At 46.2% G+C, this 17,971-nt stretch carries 15 protein-coding genes; 14 read left to right on the top strand and 1 reads right to left on the bottom strand.

What is annotated here, in order from left to right; genetic code table 11:
- Positions 1–23 precede the first annotated feature (23 nt).
- On the bottom strand, positions 24–950 hold the full coding sequence (locus tag H1230_RS20135; protein ID WP_239711690.1) for a C40 family peptidase: 927 nt from the start codon (positions 948–950) through the stop codon (positions 24–26).
- 324 nt (positions 951–1,274) lie between these two features.
- Between H1230_RS20135 and H1230_RS20130 the strand changes: the two genes are divergently transcribed.
- The 14 genes from H1230_RS20130 (at position 1,275) to H1230_RS20065 (ending at position 17,955) form a co-directional block, all read left to right on the top strand.
- The gene (locus H1230_RS20130; RefSeq protein ID WP_239711689.1) at positions 1,275–2,345 is read left to right on the top strand and encodes an ABC transporter substrate-binding protein; all 1,071 of its coding nucleotides are present in this window, start codon (positions 1,275–1,277) and stop codon (positions 2,343–2,345) included.
- A 64-nt stretch (positions 2,346–2,409) separates the two neighbouring features.
- Positions 2,410–3,339 carry an ABC transporter permease gene (locus tag H1230_RS20125; RefSeq protein ID WP_239711688.1) on the top strand — a complete coding sequence of 310 codons (930 nt, stop codon included), beginning with the start codon at positions 2,410–2,412 and terminating at the stop codon, positions 3,337–3,339.
- Positions 3,323–4,117, top strand: coding sequence for an ABC transporter ATP-binding protein (locus H1230_RS20120; RefSeq protein ID WP_239711687.1), 795 nt, complete (start codon positions 3,323–3,325; stop codon positions 4,115–4,117). The genes H1230_RS20125 and H1230_RS20120 overlap by 17 nt, the downstream gene beginning before the upstream one ends.
- A 179-nt stretch (positions 4,118–4,296) precedes the next feature.
- Positions 4,297–6,072, top strand: a complete 1,776-nt coding sequence (locus H1230_RS20115) for a sensor histidine kinase (protein WP_239711686.1) — start codon at positions 4,297–4,299, stop codon at positions 6,070–6,072.
- Positions 6,065–7,630, top strand: coding sequence for a response regulator transcription factor (locus H1230_RS20110; RefSeq protein WP_239711685.1), 1,566 nt, complete (start codon positions 6,065–6,067; stop codon positions 7,628–7,630). The genes H1230_RS20115 and H1230_RS20110 overlap by 8 nt, the downstream gene beginning before the upstream one ends.
- 129 nt (positions 7,631–7,759) lie before the next feature.
- Positions 7,760–9,085 carry an ABC transporter substrate-binding protein gene (locus tag H1230_RS20105; RefSeq protein WP_481857084.1) on the top strand — a complete coding sequence of 442 codons (1,326 nt, stop codon included), beginning with the start codon at positions 7,760–7,762 and terminating at the stop codon, positions 9,083–9,085.
- Positions 9,086–9,176: 91 nt separating this feature from the next.
- Positions 9,177–10,094, top strand: coding sequence for a carbohydrate ABC transporter permease (locus H1230_RS20100; protein ID WP_239711684.1), 918 nt, complete (start codon positions 9,177–9,179; stop codon positions 10,092–10,094).
- Positions 10,095–10,097: 3 nt separating this feature from the next.
- The gene (locus tag H1230_RS20095) at positions 10,098–10,937 is read left to right on the top strand and encodes a carbohydrate ABC transporter permease (RefSeq protein WP_239711683.1); all 840 of its coding nucleotides are present in this window, start codon (positions 10,098–10,100) and stop codon (positions 10,935–10,937) included.
- A 25-nt stretch (positions 10,938–10,962) separates the two neighbouring features.
- A complete protein-coding gene (locus H1230_RS20090) occupies positions 10,963–12,075 on the top strand; it encodes a rhamnogalacturonan acetylesterase (RefSeq protein ID WP_239711682.1) in 1,113 nt (370 codons plus the stop codon).
- Between the two features lie 39 nt (positions 12,076–12,114).
- Entirely contained in the window at positions 12,115–13,149 is a 1,035-nt protein-coding gene (locus tag H1230_RS20085; RefSeq protein ID WP_239711681.1) for a glycoside hydrolase family 88/105 protein, read from the top strand.
- Between the two features lie 171 nt (positions 13,150–13,320).
- On the top strand, positions 13,321–14,004 hold the full coding sequence (locus H1230_RS20080; protein ID WP_481857182.1) for an SDR family oxidoreductase: 684 nt from the start codon (positions 13,321–13,323) through the stop codon (positions 14,002–14,004).
- A 224-nt stretch (positions 14,005–14,228) separates the two neighbouring features.
- On the top strand, positions 14,229–14,942 hold the full coding sequence (locus tag H1230_RS20075) for an MgtC/SapB family protein (RefSeq protein ID WP_239711680.1): 714 nt from the start codon (positions 14,229–14,231) through the stop codon (positions 14,940–14,942).
- A gap of 85 nt (positions 14,943–15,027) precedes the next feature.
- On the top strand, positions 15,028–16,017 hold the full coding sequence (locus tag H1230_RS20070; protein WP_239711679.1) for an aldose 1-epimerase: 990 nt from the start codon (positions 15,028–15,030) through the stop codon (positions 16,015–16,017).
- 132 nt (positions 16,018–16,149) lie between these two features.
- A complete protein-coding gene (locus tag H1230_RS20065; protein ID WP_239711678.1) occupies positions 16,150–17,955 on the top strand; it encodes an LTA synthase family protein in 1,806 nt (601 codons plus the stop codon).
- Positions 17,956–17,971: the final 16 nt, after the last annotated feature.

The following is a 17,971-nucleotide window of genomic DNA, read 5'->3' as shown; positions in this document are numbered from 1 at the left end:
TTTGGAAAATAGGCGGTTAAGCACTAAAGAATACGCTGCATATGCAGAATTACGTTGCTCCAATAGCCACTGTCCAGATCACTGATCTGAACTCCGGGGCCCCCCCACGTATGGATAAACTGTCCATTTCCAATGTAAATGCCGACATGTCCCGGGATGGCGTCACTCTTGAAACGGCCGGGCACCGTGAAAAATATTAGATCACCCGTTATAAGTTCGTTACGGGTAACGCGTCTGCCCAGATTGTCCTGATCCTTGGCGAGGCGAGGCAAATCTACACCGAACTTTTTATACACATGCTGTGTAAAGGAAGAACAGTCGAACTTTTTAGTCTCCTCGTAAGGTCCTGCGCCAAAATCGTAGGGTACACCAAGGTATTTCTTCGCATAGCTAACTAATTCCTGACTATCTGTGGAAGATAAGCTCTGAATGTGAAATGGTTTTGCCTCATCGGTCTGTTGTATCTTCAATGCGGTATCCTTGTCCGAAGGTGTGACAATACTGATTTCGCCAGAGCTCTTGTTCCAGCCGACCTCGGTTTGCAATAATTTGGATAGTGCCCTCGGTGTAATATAGATTTCACCCTTACGGCGTTCAGGAGAATCAGGCAGAGTAAGCTTCTGGCCGAGAGAGGTGACTTGTTTAGAGCCTGGGCGCAGCATGAACATAACATCGCTATAGCCTACTTTAACATTTCCCCCGTTAGCGGTATCATCTTTCATCCGGTATCCTATAGAAGCTACGGCTGGTTTCAGCGGAATCCAATACTTGCCTTGGCTGTCGGTGATTGGGGATTTCTCATAGTAGCTTGATGCATGGGCTCCTGTAGGAGTTATTGAGTTAACTTTAGGGGTCTGAGCGGGTTTGGAATAGCTGCAGCCTGCACTTGACAGTGCAACAGTTAGTATCAAGGCAGCCATACTTAACAGCTTCATTTCATATTTTGGCATCGGACACGCTCCCAATTCAAACTTTAAGTAAAGTTTGTGCAGGGGGGCTTTTTTTATGTAAAGCAGGAATAGGGAATAAATGTAAAAAATACAGGAGTTTCTCATAGCTGGGATCGTTAATGTGCGGATATTGTAATATGTTGAGGGGTTATAAAGGATTGACGGATAAACAACCTTTATATAATATAAGTTTAATAGATTTGTTAAAGTTTATGTGAGCATCGTGTGAGCTTATGCTTTAACGCTTTCCCAAATGAAAGCGCCAATGCTGCATTGCTCACATCTAGACAAGCGCTAATACTGTAAACGAAAAGGGGTTTTTTTATGAAAAGAAAAAATATTTGGGTTGGTTTAAGCATGTGCTTGATGCTGGTAGCAGCGGGTTGTGGCAATAACAATAATACAGCAGTTAACACAGGTAATACTGCAAACTCTGGCAACAAGGCAGAAGCTACTGCAGCTGCGAATACAGAAACCAAATCCTACAAAATTGCGATTTCCCAATATGTAGAACATCCGTCACTGGATGCCACTCGTGAGGGTTTCCTAGCCGCTTTGAAGGATGCAGGTATTGTTGAGGGAGAGAACCTCACAGTAGATCTTGAGAATGCACAGGCGGATCAAGCCAACAACCTTTCCATTGCCCAGAAGATTGCCGCTGACGATAATGATTTGGTTCTGGCTATCGCTACTCCATCAGCCCAGGCTGTTGTGCAGAATGAGGATAAAAAGACACCAATTCTGTTCGCTGCTGTCACGGACCCGCTAGATGCTAAGATTGTGACTGATCTGGAACATCCGGGCGGCAACGTCTCCGGTGCTTCTGATACGAACCCAGCAGCGATTACGCGACTGATGGATTTCATTGCTACCCAGTTCCCTAATGTAAAGAAGCTAGGCCTGGTCATTAATGAAGGTGAAGCCAATGCGGTTGTTATGGCGGATTTAGCCAAGGCTGCACTCGACAAGCATGGTATTGAGCTTGTGAAGGCTCCTATTACGAATACCTCAGAAGTGAAACAAGCAGCTGAATCTCTTGTAGGACGCGTAGATGCTTTATATATCACGCTGGATAACACGGTGGTAAGTGGTGTGGATACCATTATCCAAACTGCAAATGCCAACAAGCTCCCATTCTTCTCCAGTGACCGTGATACGGTAGAGAAAGGCGCTTTTGCAACCGTCGGCTTCAAATACTATGATCATGGTTACCAAGTCGGACAAATGGCGGTTGAGGTATTAAAGAACGGCAAGAGCCCAGGAGATCTGAAAGTAACTATGCAAGAGAAGCTGGATCTTATTCTTAACCTGAAAGCAGCAACGGAGCAAGGTATTGAAGTGACTGACGCCATGAAGGCAGAAGTTGCCGATCCAACTAACAATATTATTCAATAAGACAGGAAATAAGGGGGCGATTCCTAAGAGGACGCCCCTTGCCGCTTGAAGGAGGAAGTCACCTATGATAGATTCATTGCTTGGAGCAGTTGAAATGGGCTTGTTATATTCATTTATGGCTTTAGGTGTATACATTACTTTTCGGATTTTAGATTTTCCAGATTTGACTGTGGATGGTAGCTTCACAACGGGTGGTGCAATTGCAGCGGTAATGATTACACACGGTTATTCACCATGGTTGGCCACTTTGGCCGCGCTCGCTGGTGGAATGGCGGCTGGCATGTGTACAGGTCTGCTACATACTAAAGGCAAGATCAATGGATTGCTGTCCGGGATTCTGATGATGATTGCACTTTATTCTATTAACTTGCGAATTTTGGACAAACCGAATGTGTCGCTAATGGGTGAAAATCAGCTTTTCACATCCGTTAATCCACTGTTGGTCATGCCATTTATAGTGATAGCGGTAAAGGTGCTAATGGATCTTTTCCTGCGTACCGATCTCGGGTTGTCATTGCGGGCGACAGGTGACAATGCGCGGATGATTCGCAGCTTTGGGGTGAATACGGACAATACGACTATTTTGGGTATCAGCTTGTCCAATGGATTAGTTGCGCTCTCGGGAGCACTTATTGCTCAGTATTCTACATTTGCGGATGCCTCAATGGGTGTAGGGATGATTGTAATCGGTTTAGCCTCCGTAATTATTGGCGAAGCCGTGTTCGGATCTGGTAGTGTATTCCGTGCTACTTTGGCGGTAGTGTTAGGTTCTATCGTTTACCGGATCGTGGTAGCGCTGGCCTTACGCGTGGAGTGGCTACAGGCTTCAGACCTAAAGCTTATAACAGCTATTATCGTTATAATCGCACTTGTATTCCCATCCATTCAGCGCTATTTCAAGCAGAGAAGTTCGGGACGTAAGCGGACAGCTGAATTGGCTGAACTGGCTTTAATCAAGAAGAATGGAGGTGCGGTCGATGTTAAAGCTCGATAACGTCTCCAAGCTATTTAATCCAGGTACACCCGATGAGAAAATAGCACTGCTCGGCATTGATCTGGAGCTTCTTTCCGGTGACTTCGTCACTATTATTGGTAGCAATGGCGCTGGCAAATCGACACTAATGAATATTATTTCTGGTGTCATGAAGCCGGATCTCGGGGATGTCCGCGTTGAAGGCAAGTCGATCAGTCATTTGGCGGAATATCAACGCAGCCGCTGGATTGGCCGTGTCTTTCAGGACCCTATGGCAGGAACAGCACCACATATGACGATTGAAGAGAACCTGGCGATGGCTTATAAGCGCGGCATGAATAGAGGGTTTGCCTTTGGCGTATCCGCAGCGAAACGCACGATGTTCCGTGAGCAACTAAACCGCTTGGGTATCGGGCTTGAGAATCGTCTGCGCGCTAAAGTGGGATTGTTGTCCGGCGGGGAGAGACAGGCGCTCAGCCTGCTGATGGCTACCTTCACAGAGCCGCAGATTCTCCTGCTGGATGAGCATACCGCAGCCCTTGATCCTTCGCGTGCAGAACTGATCACGAAGCTGACTGAATCCATTGTTCGTGAATTGAAGCTGACTACGCTGATGGTAACGCATAATATGGAACAGGCGATTCGTCTGGGCAACCGCTTAATTATGATGGACAAAGGAACTGTTGTGCTTGATATTGATGAAACCCGCAAGAAAGATCTGACCGTAGAGCGTCTGCTAGGCGAATTCGAAACGATCAGCGGACATAAGTTGGCTGATGATCGAATGATGCTCGGTTAGTGCATAGACTTTAGGGGCAGGTATTATAAAGGCTTGGACATGTTGTCTGATCTCAGAGAACATGTTCAAGCCTTTTTGGTGCTTAATTTCACAAAACTCTATACTGAATTATGTTAAAGTGAAATAATTAATAATTAAAGCAGTATTCAATCCTCCTAGAAAGAAGAGTGGTAATGCTGATGATACGCAGAAATAAGAGCGCTTACAATAATTCGGGAATATTTAATAAAATGATAATGCTGATCTGTTTCTTATTGTTACTTTCCTTTTTTATCTCCCTAACTGTCCTTCAGTATGTATACCGAATATACGATCAGCAGATTTACGAGAAGGCATCAGAGGTACTAGGGATGTCATCAATCAGCATTGAAAGTGAACTGCGGGAATTGGAGCAGCTATCCTTTACGGTAGTGTCTGATGAACAGATTCAGCAATGCCTGCGCCAGTTGCGTAACAATCCTCAACCTTATGAAAGACAGGTACTAAATAATAAGATCATCAACCGATTGGTGGCTTTTGCCGGTGCGGAGAAATATGTCTATTCTATGATGCTCATGGATGCCGGTGATGGGGTAATGACGGCTGGCAATCGCGAGGGAGTGTCGCAATCCCTTCAGGACCAGCTGAAGCCACTGGCAATGGAAGCCGGCGGCAGTAATGTATGGTACAACCAAGGCACCAAAAACTCCTTGTTGGCTGTCCGGCAGATCAAGTCTTATACGGGTTCAACCTTTACCCTGGATAATCTCGGGACACTTGTCATACGCATCCGCATTGATCGAATTATCGCAGACAATACCGAATCAACAACGAGCAAAGGGCAGCTAATTGTTGCCGACACACTAACTGGGTTAGCCATTTATCCTGAAAAATCGATACTTCTGCCGCAGGAGCTGGCAAGGGAGATAGAACGCCCTGAGGCTTATCGTACAGCAAGCTATGACAGCGGGACTTATTTCTTAGCTAAGACTAAATCATCTTATATGGATTGGACTTACATTAACGCCACTCCTTTTAACGGAATGTTTCAGCAAATTTCTTTAGTCAAAAGGCTGGTAGTTATAATATTTGCTTGTCTTTTACTGCTGGGATTGCTACTGGGTTATCGGTTCGCCCGTAGTATCGTGCGTCCAATCTCAAAGCTGACAGACCGAATGAGGAAGATCGAAATGGGCGATCTGGATAATCTGGAGGAACAGGCGCTCGGCATGGTCTCACAAACGGCACAGGATGAGGTTAGTCAGCTGAACCGGACCTTCAAAATGATGATCCGCCGGATTAGGGAGCTCATTGATGAGAATTATTCGAAGCAGCTTATTATTCGGGAGACTGAGCTTAAAGCACTGCAAGCACAGATAAATCCGCATTTTCTGTACAATACGCTTGAATCTATTAACTGGCTGGCTAAAATGAACAAACAGTCCAAAATTTCCGAGATGGTGGAAGCACTTGGCTACTTGCTGCGCAGCTCCATTGGTCTCAAAGATCCGTTGATCACGCTGGAAAAGGAACTGAGTATCGTTCATAGCTATGTCACCATTCAGAAGACACGGTTTGAGGAAAGGCTTGATTTTCACATGGATATCCCTAAGTGTTTCCAGGATGCCATGATTCCGAAGCTGACACTACAGCCGCTGATAGAGAATGCAATTCGTTATGCGCTCGAACCGAATATTGAGCCATGTACGATTTCAATTACAGTCGAGCTCCTAGAACATGGATTGGATCTGCGGGTAAGTGATAACGGGCCAGGTATGACGGCTGAGTTTATCAGCGCCTTGCAACAAGGCAGAATCGAGACTCGTGGCGAGGGGATTGGACTGGCTAATATCACGGAGCGTATTCAGCTGGTCTTCGGCCAGGAATGGGGTACGGGAATTGAAAGTATATCCGGTAGAGGAACAACAATTCATGTACGGATTCCCTATTTGAGAGGAGAGGTTAAGGATGTATAGATTGCTGCTCGTTGATGATGAACGTCTAATACTAGAGGGTATGTCTCAGGTTGTGGATTGGGGGAAAGCTGGTGTGGAGCTGGTGGGTACCGCTCGAAACGGCATTGAAGCACTGGAGAAGATTGAATCCTTGCGTCCGCAGATTGTCATCACAGATATTGCTATGCCCGGGTTGGATGGTTTGGGCTTGGTGCAACGCTGCAGTGAGCGCTTTCCAGATGTGAAATTCATTATGCTTACCGGATATAAGGATTTTGATTATGCGAGAACAGCCATGCAGCATGGAGTCAAGCATTACTTGCTAAAGCCCTGTAACGAGAATCAGATCCATGAAGCACTGGTAGAGCTGGTACAAGAGCTTGAGGAACTGGATAGCCGAGAGTTATTTGTCGCCAGTATGAAGCAGCGTCTGACCAAAGTCCTTCCCCATGTTAAGGAACAATTCCTGAAGGAATGGATTTCTAATAAAACCTATGGAAGCCATGATTTGGAGTATTATCAGGAGTTGTTCGGCATTGAGTTGAACGGCAAGTTTGTCCGGTTGATTCTGTTCAGACTTGAAGATTCCTACGAATATGAGCATTTGTTCGCCTTGCAAAATATTGCTCAGGATATGCTCCAGGAGGTATTGCTGAGTGCTACGATCGGCAGCCATTTGCTGATTTTATTAGAGCATGAGGAAGACACAGTCAAGAGTGACACTCTGCTCACACGTATTGGCGAAGTAAGAGAGGTCTTTTGCAAATTTTATAAAATAGACGTGACCATTGCGGTCAGTGACGCTGATCGGATGATCCACTCACGCAAGCTGTATCGGCAGACCTTGCAGTGTATGAATCATCGCTTCTATCTTGATGCAGGCAGTCTGATTACAGGTAGTGATATTCCTGTTGATGAACTGGATGGAGGGCAGGAGATCGATTTAGAGGAAGAGCAAATCTGCCAACTAATCAAAGCTGGGGACATAGAGGCGGTAGACCACGAGCTGGAACGACTATTCGGTGTGCTTTCTGCACAGCGATTCGATATGAATGTGACCCGTTCCTACGTTCTGCAGCTGTATTCCGCAATGATCAGATTGTGTCTTCCGGAGGAAAGAAGTGCCTTCACAGCAGGGATGGTGGAACTAGCAGAGCTTGGGACATTGTGTGGTCTTAAAGTATATGTCAAACAAGTGGCCGCCAAATTGACGGCGATTTATGATCGCCATTTCATATCCCGTCAATCGTCGATCGTGGATAAAATGCTGCGAATCATTGCCGAGGATTACCAGAATTCGGAGCTGTCACTAGGTTCCGTTGCAGCTGAGATGCTGTATATGAACTCTGATTATCTGGGGAAAATATTCAAAAAGGTGACAGGTGAGAAATTCTCTAACTACGTTATGCATTATCGGATCACTAAGGCATCAGAGCATATTATCCGCAGTGGGGATGTGAAAGTCTTCGAGTTGGCCGAAATTTTCGGCTTTGGTGGCAATGCCCAGTATTTCAGTCAAGTCTTCAAAAAAGTGACAGGTCAGACACCAACAGACTTTATGAAACCGCAATCGAACTGATTATTGCACAAACAAAACGGTTTTTTGTATTCACCAATGACTGATAATTTGAGAAGATTCTATACATGGAAGCGCTAACAGTGAAAGAATAGCCTTTCTAAAAATTGCACCAAAAGGGGAGATTTGAAATTGAAAAAAAGATCTGCTTTATTGGCAATCCCAATACTTTTATCCATGCTGTCCGGTTGTGGTGGTGGGAATAACAACAACGCTGCTCCAACTGACGCTGCAACCAATGCTGCTGCAAGTAATGCACCGGCGGCCACAAGTGCGGCTGAACCAGTGACATTACGCATCGCTTGGTGGGGCGGGGACACAAGACATTCTTATACACAGCAAGTTATTGACATGTATGAAGCGGCCAACCCGAATGTAACTATTGAACCTGAGTATGCATCGTTTGATGATTACTGGAAGAAGCTGGCTCCACAGGCCGCTGCGAATCGTCTTCCCGATATCGTCCAAATGGATGTTTCCTATATCAATCAATATGGATCTAATGGACAACTGGAAGATATGACACCTTATCTAAATAAACAAATCCAGGTTGCTGATGTCAATGAGAACGTGCTGGCTACTGGTAAAATCGGTGACAAGCAGTATGGCGTTCCGCTTGGCGTAAACGTGCTTGGTTTTCAATATGATCCAGAACTGTTGAAGAAGGCAGGGGTAGATTCCATACCGGAGAACTGGACTTGGGATCAATACAAGGAAATTGCCTTGAAAGCAAAAGCAGCAGGCTTGTATATGGATACTTCGATGGCTGCAGATGTGTTCTTCAATTACTATCTGCGGACTAAAGGGATGTCATTGTATAACACTGATGGAACTGCACTCGGGTATGAAGATGATGCGTTGTTTAGTGATTTTTTTGGAATGTTATCTGGTTTGATTGAAGCGGGAGCCGTTCCAAGTCAGGATAAACTGAGCCAGAACAAGGGAGTTATTGAAGAAACAGATGTCGTGAAATCAACCGGCGTAGGCATGTGGCAATGGTCGAATCAGTACGTAGCCTTGCAAATTGCTGTTAACCGTCCAATGGCGCTGGCGCAAATGCCTGGCCCGGATATGGAAAAAGGTCTATATATGCAGCCTAGTATGTACTGGTCCATTACTTCTAACTCCAAGGCTAAAGAAGAAGCAGCCAAATTCGTTGACTTCTGGACGAACAACGTCGAAGCCAATAAGTTGATCAAAGGCGAACGTGGCGTACCGATTTCCAGCAAAATCAAAGAATCATTGGCTACTGAATTATCAGATTCCGGCAAGCAGGTATTTCAGTTCGTAGCTGATATGGAACCCAAAACATCACCGATGAGTCCACCAGTGGGATCCCCTGAAGTAGTGGCGCTGCTGACTGACCTTGCTGAGCAGATGAATTTCGGACAGATTAAGCCGGATGCCGCTGCCGTTCAGTTCCGCAAAGAAGCAAATGCCATTCTCGAGAGTCGGTAATAGAACAGCTGGCCATACTGTGATTCAAGCAAATTAGAGAAGGAGATGGAGGACCTTGGCTGTTAGCAATCCTATTTCTACGAGTCCGATAATGTATAAAAAGAAAAACACACTAACCAGTAAGCTGAAAAAAAATCTGACTGGCTATGCCTTTATTAGTCCGTTCGTAATCGGTTTTCTCTGCTTTACACTAGTGCCAATGATTGTATCGCTGTATCTGTCTTTCACCAAGTATAATCTGTTCTCCCCGCCCCACTGGGTGGGGATGGACAATTATACCAAGATGTTTACGAATGACCCCAAATATCTGCATTCCTTAAAGGTAACTTTTCTTTATGTATTTATCGGTGTGCCACTGAGACTGGGCTTTGCCTTGTTCGTGGCGATGATTCTGAATACGAAATCGCGGATGGTTGGTGCGTACCGCACGGTATATTACCTGCCTTCCATTATTGGCGGCAGTGTCGCAGTTTCGATCATGTGGCGTAATATTTTTAGTGATACCGGGATTATTAACGGATTGTTCAGTTTCTTCGGTCTTGGACCGGTAAGCTGGTTCGGTGACCCAAGCGCTTCGCTGTTTATGCTGATCACGTTGTCCGTATGGCAGTTCGGCTCCTCCATGCTGATATTTCTGGCAGGCTTAAAGAATATTCCCGGCGAAATGTATGAGGCGGCCAGTGTTGATGGGGCCAGCTTTTTCCGGAAGTTCTTCAAGATCACTCTGCCTTTGCTTAGTTCAGTAATCCTGTTTAACCTAGTGATGCAGACGATCAGCGCTTTTATGACCTTTGTGCCGGCCTACATCATATCCAAGGGTGAGGGCGGTCCAATGGATGGGACAATGCTCTATTCTCTCTATTTATTCCGTCAGGCTTTCATGTTCAATAACATGGGATATGCTTCGGCAATGGCCTGGGTCATGCTGTTGTTGATCGGTATTATGACAGGTATCTTATTCAAGACATCGAAATCATGGGTCTTCTACGAATCGGGAGGTGGAAAATAATCCATGACGAAATTAAAAATGAAATGGCCGCTGTACCATGTTCTTATCGGAGGACTCGCCATAGTTATGTTGTACCCGATTCTGTGGATGATCATGAGTTCCTTTAAAGAAAGCCGCCTAGTAATGGTTACTGCTCAGCAGCTGTTCCCTCATCCATGGGATTGGGGAAATTACGCCAAAGGCTGGGAAGGTGTCGCAGGATACTCATTCGGAGTCTTCATAAAGAATTCATTTGTGATTGTGATAATAGCTTCTTTTGGAGCCGTCTTTTCCTCTTCACTGGTGGCCTTCGGTTTTGCCCGTAACAAGTTCGTAGGGCATGGATTATGGTTCGGCCTGATGATGATGACGTTAATGCTTCCTTCGGATGTTGTACTAGTACCGCAATACATTATTTATACAAAGCTGAACTGGTTGGATAGTATTCGACCGATCGTTATTCCCCAATTCTTCGGCGTACCTTTCTTTACCTTTCTGATGCTGCAGTTCATTCGGACTATTCCATTGGAACTGGATGAAGCAGCTACGATCGACGGTTGTGGCAAATTCCGGCTATATTTCAAAATCATTCTTCCGCTGATCCGTCCATCTATGGCGACAGCAGCAATCTTCTCCTTCTACTGGCGTTGGGAGGATCTGCTCGGACCGGTACTCTATCTGAACTCCCCTTCCAAATACACGGTTTCTATGGGACTGAAAATGTTCCTGGACAGTGAATCTGTATCTAATTGGGGCCCGATGTTCGCTATGTCCGTGCTCAGCTTAATGCCTGTTATGATTATTTTCTTTATCTTCCAAAAGCAAATTGTTGATGGAATCAGCACCAGTGGCTTGAAAGGCTAATTTCTTTAGAAAGGTGCGGCTGAATTTGGAATCCTATTCTTTTGATTTTGGTCTGGAGGTTGCAACGCCTGGCTATACCAAAGTACAGCCGGACACGCGTTATACCTTGGAGCAGGGGTATGGCTTCACAACGGATTCGTCCGTATTCGGACGCTTTAGAGGAGGAGATGATTCTTTACGGAATGATTTCTGCATTCCGCACCATGCCGTATTTCTTGTGGATTTGCCAGATGGAATTTACCGGATAACATTGTTTCTGGGTGACGTTCTTGCAGATACCAGCACGGTTATCCGCGCCGGAAACGGGAAGTTCGTGCTGGACCCATTAAATATTCCGGCCGGACAATGGTTGCGGGAATCCTTCTCGCTGAGGATTAGGGATGGGCAGCTGCGGCTGTCTTTCTCCGGCTCTGCGCCGCGGATAAATGCATTGGAGATTCAACCTGATACTGAAGCTCTAGTTCTGTATTTGGCAGGTGATTCCACGGTGACAGATCAAGGAGAGTCCGGTTACCCTTATGCAGGCTGGGGGCAACTGCTGCCGCTAAGCTTCAAAGCTGGCGTGGCGGTAGATAATCGGGCGTTATCAGGATGCAGCTCGAAGAGCTTTATCGAGGAAGGACATTTAAAGGCGATTGCGGCAGATATCAGGCCGCGGGATTACCTGTTTATCCAGTTTGGACATAACGATTCCAAGGGCGATGAAGCTCGGCATACCCAGCCCTTTTCTACCTATCAAGAGCACCTGCGGCTGCTGCTGTCAGCGGCCAGAAGTGCAGGGGCGTATCCGGTGCTTGTAACACCGGTACACCGGAGACGGTTCAATTCGGCAGGCCAAATTGTGGACAGTCATAGGGATTATCTGAGTGCTATGAAGGAATTGGCCGAAACGGAGCAGGTGCCGCTGATTGATCTGGAGCAGAAGAGCCGCAAGCTTTTTGAAGAATATGGTCCGGAAGAGTCGAAGGAATTGTTCATGTGGAGCTATCCCGGTGAATATATGAATCACCCGGCTGGAGTGCAGGATAATACTCATTTTCAGATTAAAGGAGCACGTCTGCTGGCAGAGCTTGTGGTGGAAGGAATCCGTGAAGCCAGACTTCATGATCTGTTGATCCATCTGCGGCAAGGAGAATAGCACGGTAGTATTCATTTTTAAGAGAGAGGTGTAAGAAGCATGCCAGCTTTTACCTTTGATGAAGAACAAATTCAAAAAACGATTGATCGTGTGGTAGACCGTACTCTGCGTATGGATTTTTCCTGGGATTGGCCGGGCGGTGTAGCTTTTTACGGCGTATGTGAAGCTTATGAAGCGACAGGCAAGGAAGAGTATCTCATCGCACTGAAGACTTGGGTAGATGAGAATCTGGCCGAAGGACTCCCGAAGCTTTCCGTCAACGGGGTATCCATCGGACATTGTCTGTTGACTCTATACGAAGCTACTGGAGATCAGAAATACTTGGATATAGCGATTGAAATGGCGGAATTCTTGCGCGGTAAAGCTGAGCGGTTTGCCCATGGGATTTTTCAGCATACGGTGAACTCACTTAGTTATGTATTTCCTCAGCAAGCGTGGGTGGATACGATGTTTATGGCTGGTTATTATTTGCTGCGTATCGGCTATGTGCTGAATAATCGCGAATATATCGAGGATGGGCTGGCCCAATACCACGGTCATGAGCAATTTCTGCAGAATCCGGACACAAACCTGTATTATCACGGCTGGGATCATGTGAATCAGAACAATATGTCCGGGATGTACTGGGCACGCGGGAATTCCTGGGCTGCGCTAACCATGGCGAAAGCTCTGCGTTTGGTCGAAGTTACCCATCCTTCCTTCATGATTATTGAAGGCTCGCTTCGCGATCAACTGGCTGCGATCGTTCGTCTGCAATCACCTGAAGGCTTGTGGCATACCGTGCTGGATGATGAATCCTCTTATCTGGAAACGTCTGCTTCCGCAGGTATTGCCACCGCAGTGTTGATGCAGGGACGTTTGTATAACAAATATTCTAACCTTGCGCTTCAAGGGATCTTGTCAAAGATCAAGGAAGACGGCACCGTTACCGATGTCTCTGCAGGAACCGCGGTTATGAATGATATTGACGGCTACCGGCAGGTGCCAAAGAAACGAATTCAAGGCTGGGGCCAAGGGCTGACGCTGGCTTATCTGGCTCAGGTGCTGCAGACGAAGAGTAATCTCTACGGTTAATAGGCGATTCATCTTTCCGTATGCGAGGGTAAGGTTAAGGAAAGAACTTAACTGGAAAGCATGCATATCGTGAAGGAGGATATTACAAAATGGCGGATCAGAAGCTGAAGGACAAGGTTGCCATCGTCGGCTACGGTACTTGAATTCGCGAGAAATGGTGCCAAGGTAATTATGCTTGATCGTACTGTGGAGCATGCGGAGAAGGTAAGGCAGCAGGTGGAACAGGAAGGTGGGCAAGCCGTCGTCATTGCGTGTGACATTGCTGAACCGCAGCAGGTAGAAGCAGCCGTAAAGCAGGCTGCTGCCCAATGGGGGAGACTTGATATCGTTTTTGCCAATGCAGGTATTAACGGTGCCATGACTCCGATTGAAACCATGGATATCGAGGCCTGGGATCAGACGATACACATCAACCTGCGCGGGACCTTTGCGACCGTGAAGTATGCCATCCCGCATCTTAAAACGAGTGGTGGCAGTATTCTGATTAACAGCTCCATTAACGGGAATCGGGTATTTTCAAACATTGGCTTCTCTGCCTACAGTACCAGCAAGGCGGGGCAGGTTGCTTTTATGAAGATGGCGGCTTTGGAGTTGGCTCAATACAAAATTCGCGTAAATGCGATCTGTCCGGGCGCGATTACAACGAACATCGATGATAATACGTACCCTTCCGAGGATCTCAAGGAAGTCCAGATCCCTGTTGAATTTCCAAAGGGGGGACAACCACTGGAGGAAGGACCGGGACGTCCCGATCAGGTGGCGAAGCTGGCTTTGTTCCTGGCTTCCGAGGATTCGGATCATATTACTGGAACCGAAATTTATTGTGACGGTGCAGAGTCGCTGCTGCATGGGTGACTTCGTCTATTTCTAATCCACGGAGAGTTTGCATATAATAATCTTTATACAAGAAGCGGGTTATTTCCACATCGCTAGGCGCAGCCGAACAGGCTGCGAAAGCATTCGATGAGGAAGTAATCCGTTTTATTTCAATGTTTGCGCTCTGACTTTGAAAAAATAAGCTAATCATTCCCACAGTTTTCCGTTATAATTGATTATCTGTGAGGAAAGGAGGCCAAAAAATGGATTTACATGTAGAATCTTTAATGAAATTACTTTTGGCCATGCTGTTCGGACTGTTCATCGGTATAGATCGGCAGATTAAACAAAAACCGCTGGGTATTCGGACCAGTATGGTCATTAGTATCGCAAGCTGTCTCGTGACGATAGTCTCGATAAATGCATATGATAAATTTGGTTCGCAGCATCCTAATATGGACCCTATGCGCCTGGCAGCACAAATTGTGAGTGGAATCGGATTTCTGGGTGCCGGTGTGATTCTGCGCAGAGGAGGAGATGCCATTTCCGGTCTTACCTCGGCCGCACTGATCTGGACAGCATCGGGTATCGGGATAGCGATTGGCGCCGGCTTTTATGTAGAAGCGGCTTATGCGGTAATTCTGCTGATGTTCGCGGTGAATGTGGTGCCACATCTGATCCGCTCGATTGGTCCTCAGGTGTTGAATAAGCATGAGGTTTCGGTCAAAATTATTATGGAGGCTAATTTTGTGCTGACTGAGGTCATTCAGAAAATTGAGAAACGTAAAACGACTGAGAACAGAAAATCTAGAGGCCCAGCCCGTTCGATCCGTCGGATGAAGATTAAAGATCTGGATGATGGAAGACAAATGATTGATATGGTTCTGTCTGCACCTGACCGGGATTATGCTACGGAAATCTATTATGATGTGAAGCAGATCGAGCATGTAATGAGCGTAGAAGTGGAACAGTTGTAAAAATGCCATGTTGCCACTGGGGAAGATGTGGTAATCTATCAAGTGGAGAGTTATTTTGAGTTGTTGAAGGGAGAATGACTATATTATGACGATTACAGCATTTAAAGGACAATATGAAGGGGAAGCCGCGATCTGGCTAAAAGCCGGACGCTACGAGGCAGCGATACTGCCAGGCATCGGCGGCAATCTGATTTGCTTCCGCGATACCGAAAACGGTTACCGTTTCCTGCACGAGCCTGAGGCAGAGGGGATGGAAGCCTTCAAAGCAAGTCCGGGCATTCATGGTATTCCTGTATTATTCCCTCCAAACCGTTATGAGGATGGCAAATTTCCTTGGAATGGACAAACCTATCAGTTCCCGGTAAATGAAGTGGCAACGGGCAACCATCTGCACGGTTTCTTACATACAGCGGCTTGGGAGGTTGAAGAGTTTGGCAGCGGCCTTACCGAAAGCTTCGTAACCGTATCCATTAAAGTGGATGAGCATCATCCGTCCTACGCTTTTCTGCCACACAAATATACAGTTAAGCTGCGTTATAGCCTTGGAGCAGGTGGATTGTCCCAACAATTGCTGGTGCACAATGATGGAGACGACGTGATGCCTTGCTTGCTAGCTTTCCATACGGCAGTGAACGCCCCTTTCGCACCGGGGAGCACTGCTCAGGACTATCGCGTGAAATGTACAATTGGTGAACGCTGGGAACTGAATGATCGGATGTTGCCTACCGGAGCTTTCCAAGAGCTGCAGCCGGAAGAATTACAGTTGCAGGGTGAAGGCGTTAATCCTTTTTATGGAGCTATGGACAACCATTATACTGCAGTACCTCAGAATGGTCGTAACCGGATGGAACTGACCGACAGCAAGGCGGGTGTAACCCTTGTCTATGATGTGGGAACCTCCTACAAACAGTGGATGATCTGGAACAACGGTGCAACAGAGGGCTTCTTCTGTCCTGAACCGCAGATTAACCTGGTGAACGCGCCAAACGTAGATCTTCCGGCAGAGGATATCGGATTGTTCAGTCTGCAGCCTGGAGAATATTGGGAAGAACGCGCACGGATATACGTGAAATAGTTTTGAAGGCTGAATAAGATAATTACATGACAAAGTTGGGGGGCAGAGCTTATTTCTGCATCCCTTTTTTAATGTTCTTTTAAGGAATAAGGCGTATACTAGTCGTTTAGAAAAGATTGGAGAGGATTATAGGTGGGTCATTTATTTCGTAACAAGCGTTTGGGGTTATTACTGCTTACCCTGCTGTTTAGCGGATTTCTGTTAAACTTCTTCTTGCAGGCCGCCTCATTCGATATGAATGTATGGAGTGTTTTTAACTGGATTTCAGAGTTCTACTGGTTATATTTGTTTGGCAGTCTATTCTTCTTCTTCGTTCTACTGGGATTTGCTGCGCTTCTGCCTAATATATATACGGGTCCACTGGTTACAGTTCTGGCTTGTGTTCTGCTGGGCATTACCGATTATAAGAAGCTGATCACGACAGGTGAACCTCTATTTCCCTGGGATTTAATGTTGGTCAAGAATACCGGAGAGATGCTTCGAATCACCCAAGGAATGGTATCACCGGTGGCGGTTATACTGTCCCTTATTGTGATTGCCGGACTGACTCACCTCCTAACTATCCTTCCAAAGATCAAAATCCGGCTGCCGCTGCGGATCTTTTTTACAACGCTGTCCTTGGCCATGGTTACCGGTTTTATCTTGATGGTCGGAGGCCAATATACACTTGCCTCTTCTATTCAGTATCAGAATATCTTTTGGAATCAAAAGGTAAACTATACTCAGAACGGATTTGTGTTTGCTTTTACAGGTAACCTGAAGCAGAATCTGATGGAGAAACCAGAGGGTTACAGTCGGGAAGCTATAACGAAAATTGCCGAGAAATATAGTGCGCTGCCAGATATCGCCGCTAGCTACCAAACAACGGAGCAGCCGAACATAATGTATATGATGGATGAAGCCTTCTTTGATCCTACACGTCTGCCGACCTATACATTGAGTGCTGACCCGCTAACGTTTATCCATCAGGAGGAGAAGGAAACTCCCTCAGGATTTCTGCTATCCCCTGAATTTGGCGGAAACACGGCTAACGTTGAGTTTGAGGCGATAACGGGATTGTCGATGTATTTTTTGAAGGACGGTTCGATTCCCTATCAGCAACGAATTGTGAAAATGTCTTCGCTGCCATCAATAGTGAGCATCCTCAAAGAGCGGGGCTATCAGACGCTGGCGCTTCATCCTTTTGATGAGACGTTTTATAACCGCAATCGGGTCTATCCAATCCTTGGATTTGATCGCTTTACGAGTCAGAAAGACCTTCAGAATGCTGGACGGATCACACCGAATGGATATATTTCCGATATGTCTGCCGTACAGGAGGCAGTAAAAGAGCTGAAGGCTTCAGAGCAGCCAACGTTTCTCCATTTGATTACGATGCAGAATCATTTTCCCTTTGTCAAAGGGCCGAATGGGCCAAATACGATCTCAGTCGAGGGTGTACAGGCTGCGCAGAAAGACGAGCTTGAAACCTATGTGCAGGATACGAAGCTTACGGATGGGGCATTGTCCTATCTAAGCGAGCAGCTCAAGACGATTCAGCGGCCAACTCTTGTTGTCTTCTGGGGCGATCATCTGCCAGCATTGTCAGCAGGAATATACACACAAGCAGGCTGGGACAGCAACCCAAGACAGAAGCATGAAACGAAACTGCTCTATATGGCTAATTATGATATTGGCAAGCAATCCCTCGGTACGATGAGTCCTGCCTATATTGGACCTACAGTGTTTCAAATGACAGGACTTAAATTGCCTGCATACTACAAGCTCCTGGAGAAAGTGAAGGCGGAGATTCCCGGATTAAGTAAAAGTGTGCTAATCGGTACTTCCGGTATTATATCTGATTTGACTGCTGCACAGCAGGCTTTGCTGGATGATTACAGATTAGTAGAGTATGACCTGTTAGAAGGAGATAATTACTCGCAAAGCCTGCTATTTTAAGTGGGTTTTGCAGTAA

Origin of the sequence: Paenibacillus sp. 19GGS1-52 (genome assembly GCF_022369515.1) — a bacterium.
In the GTDB taxonomy this organism is placed as follows: Bacteria; Bacillota; Bacilli; order Paenibacillales; family Paenibacillaceae; genus Paenibacillus_AQ.
Note: the sequence above shows the minus strand (reverse complement) of the source record. Positions and strands in the feature narration are given on the sequence as shown.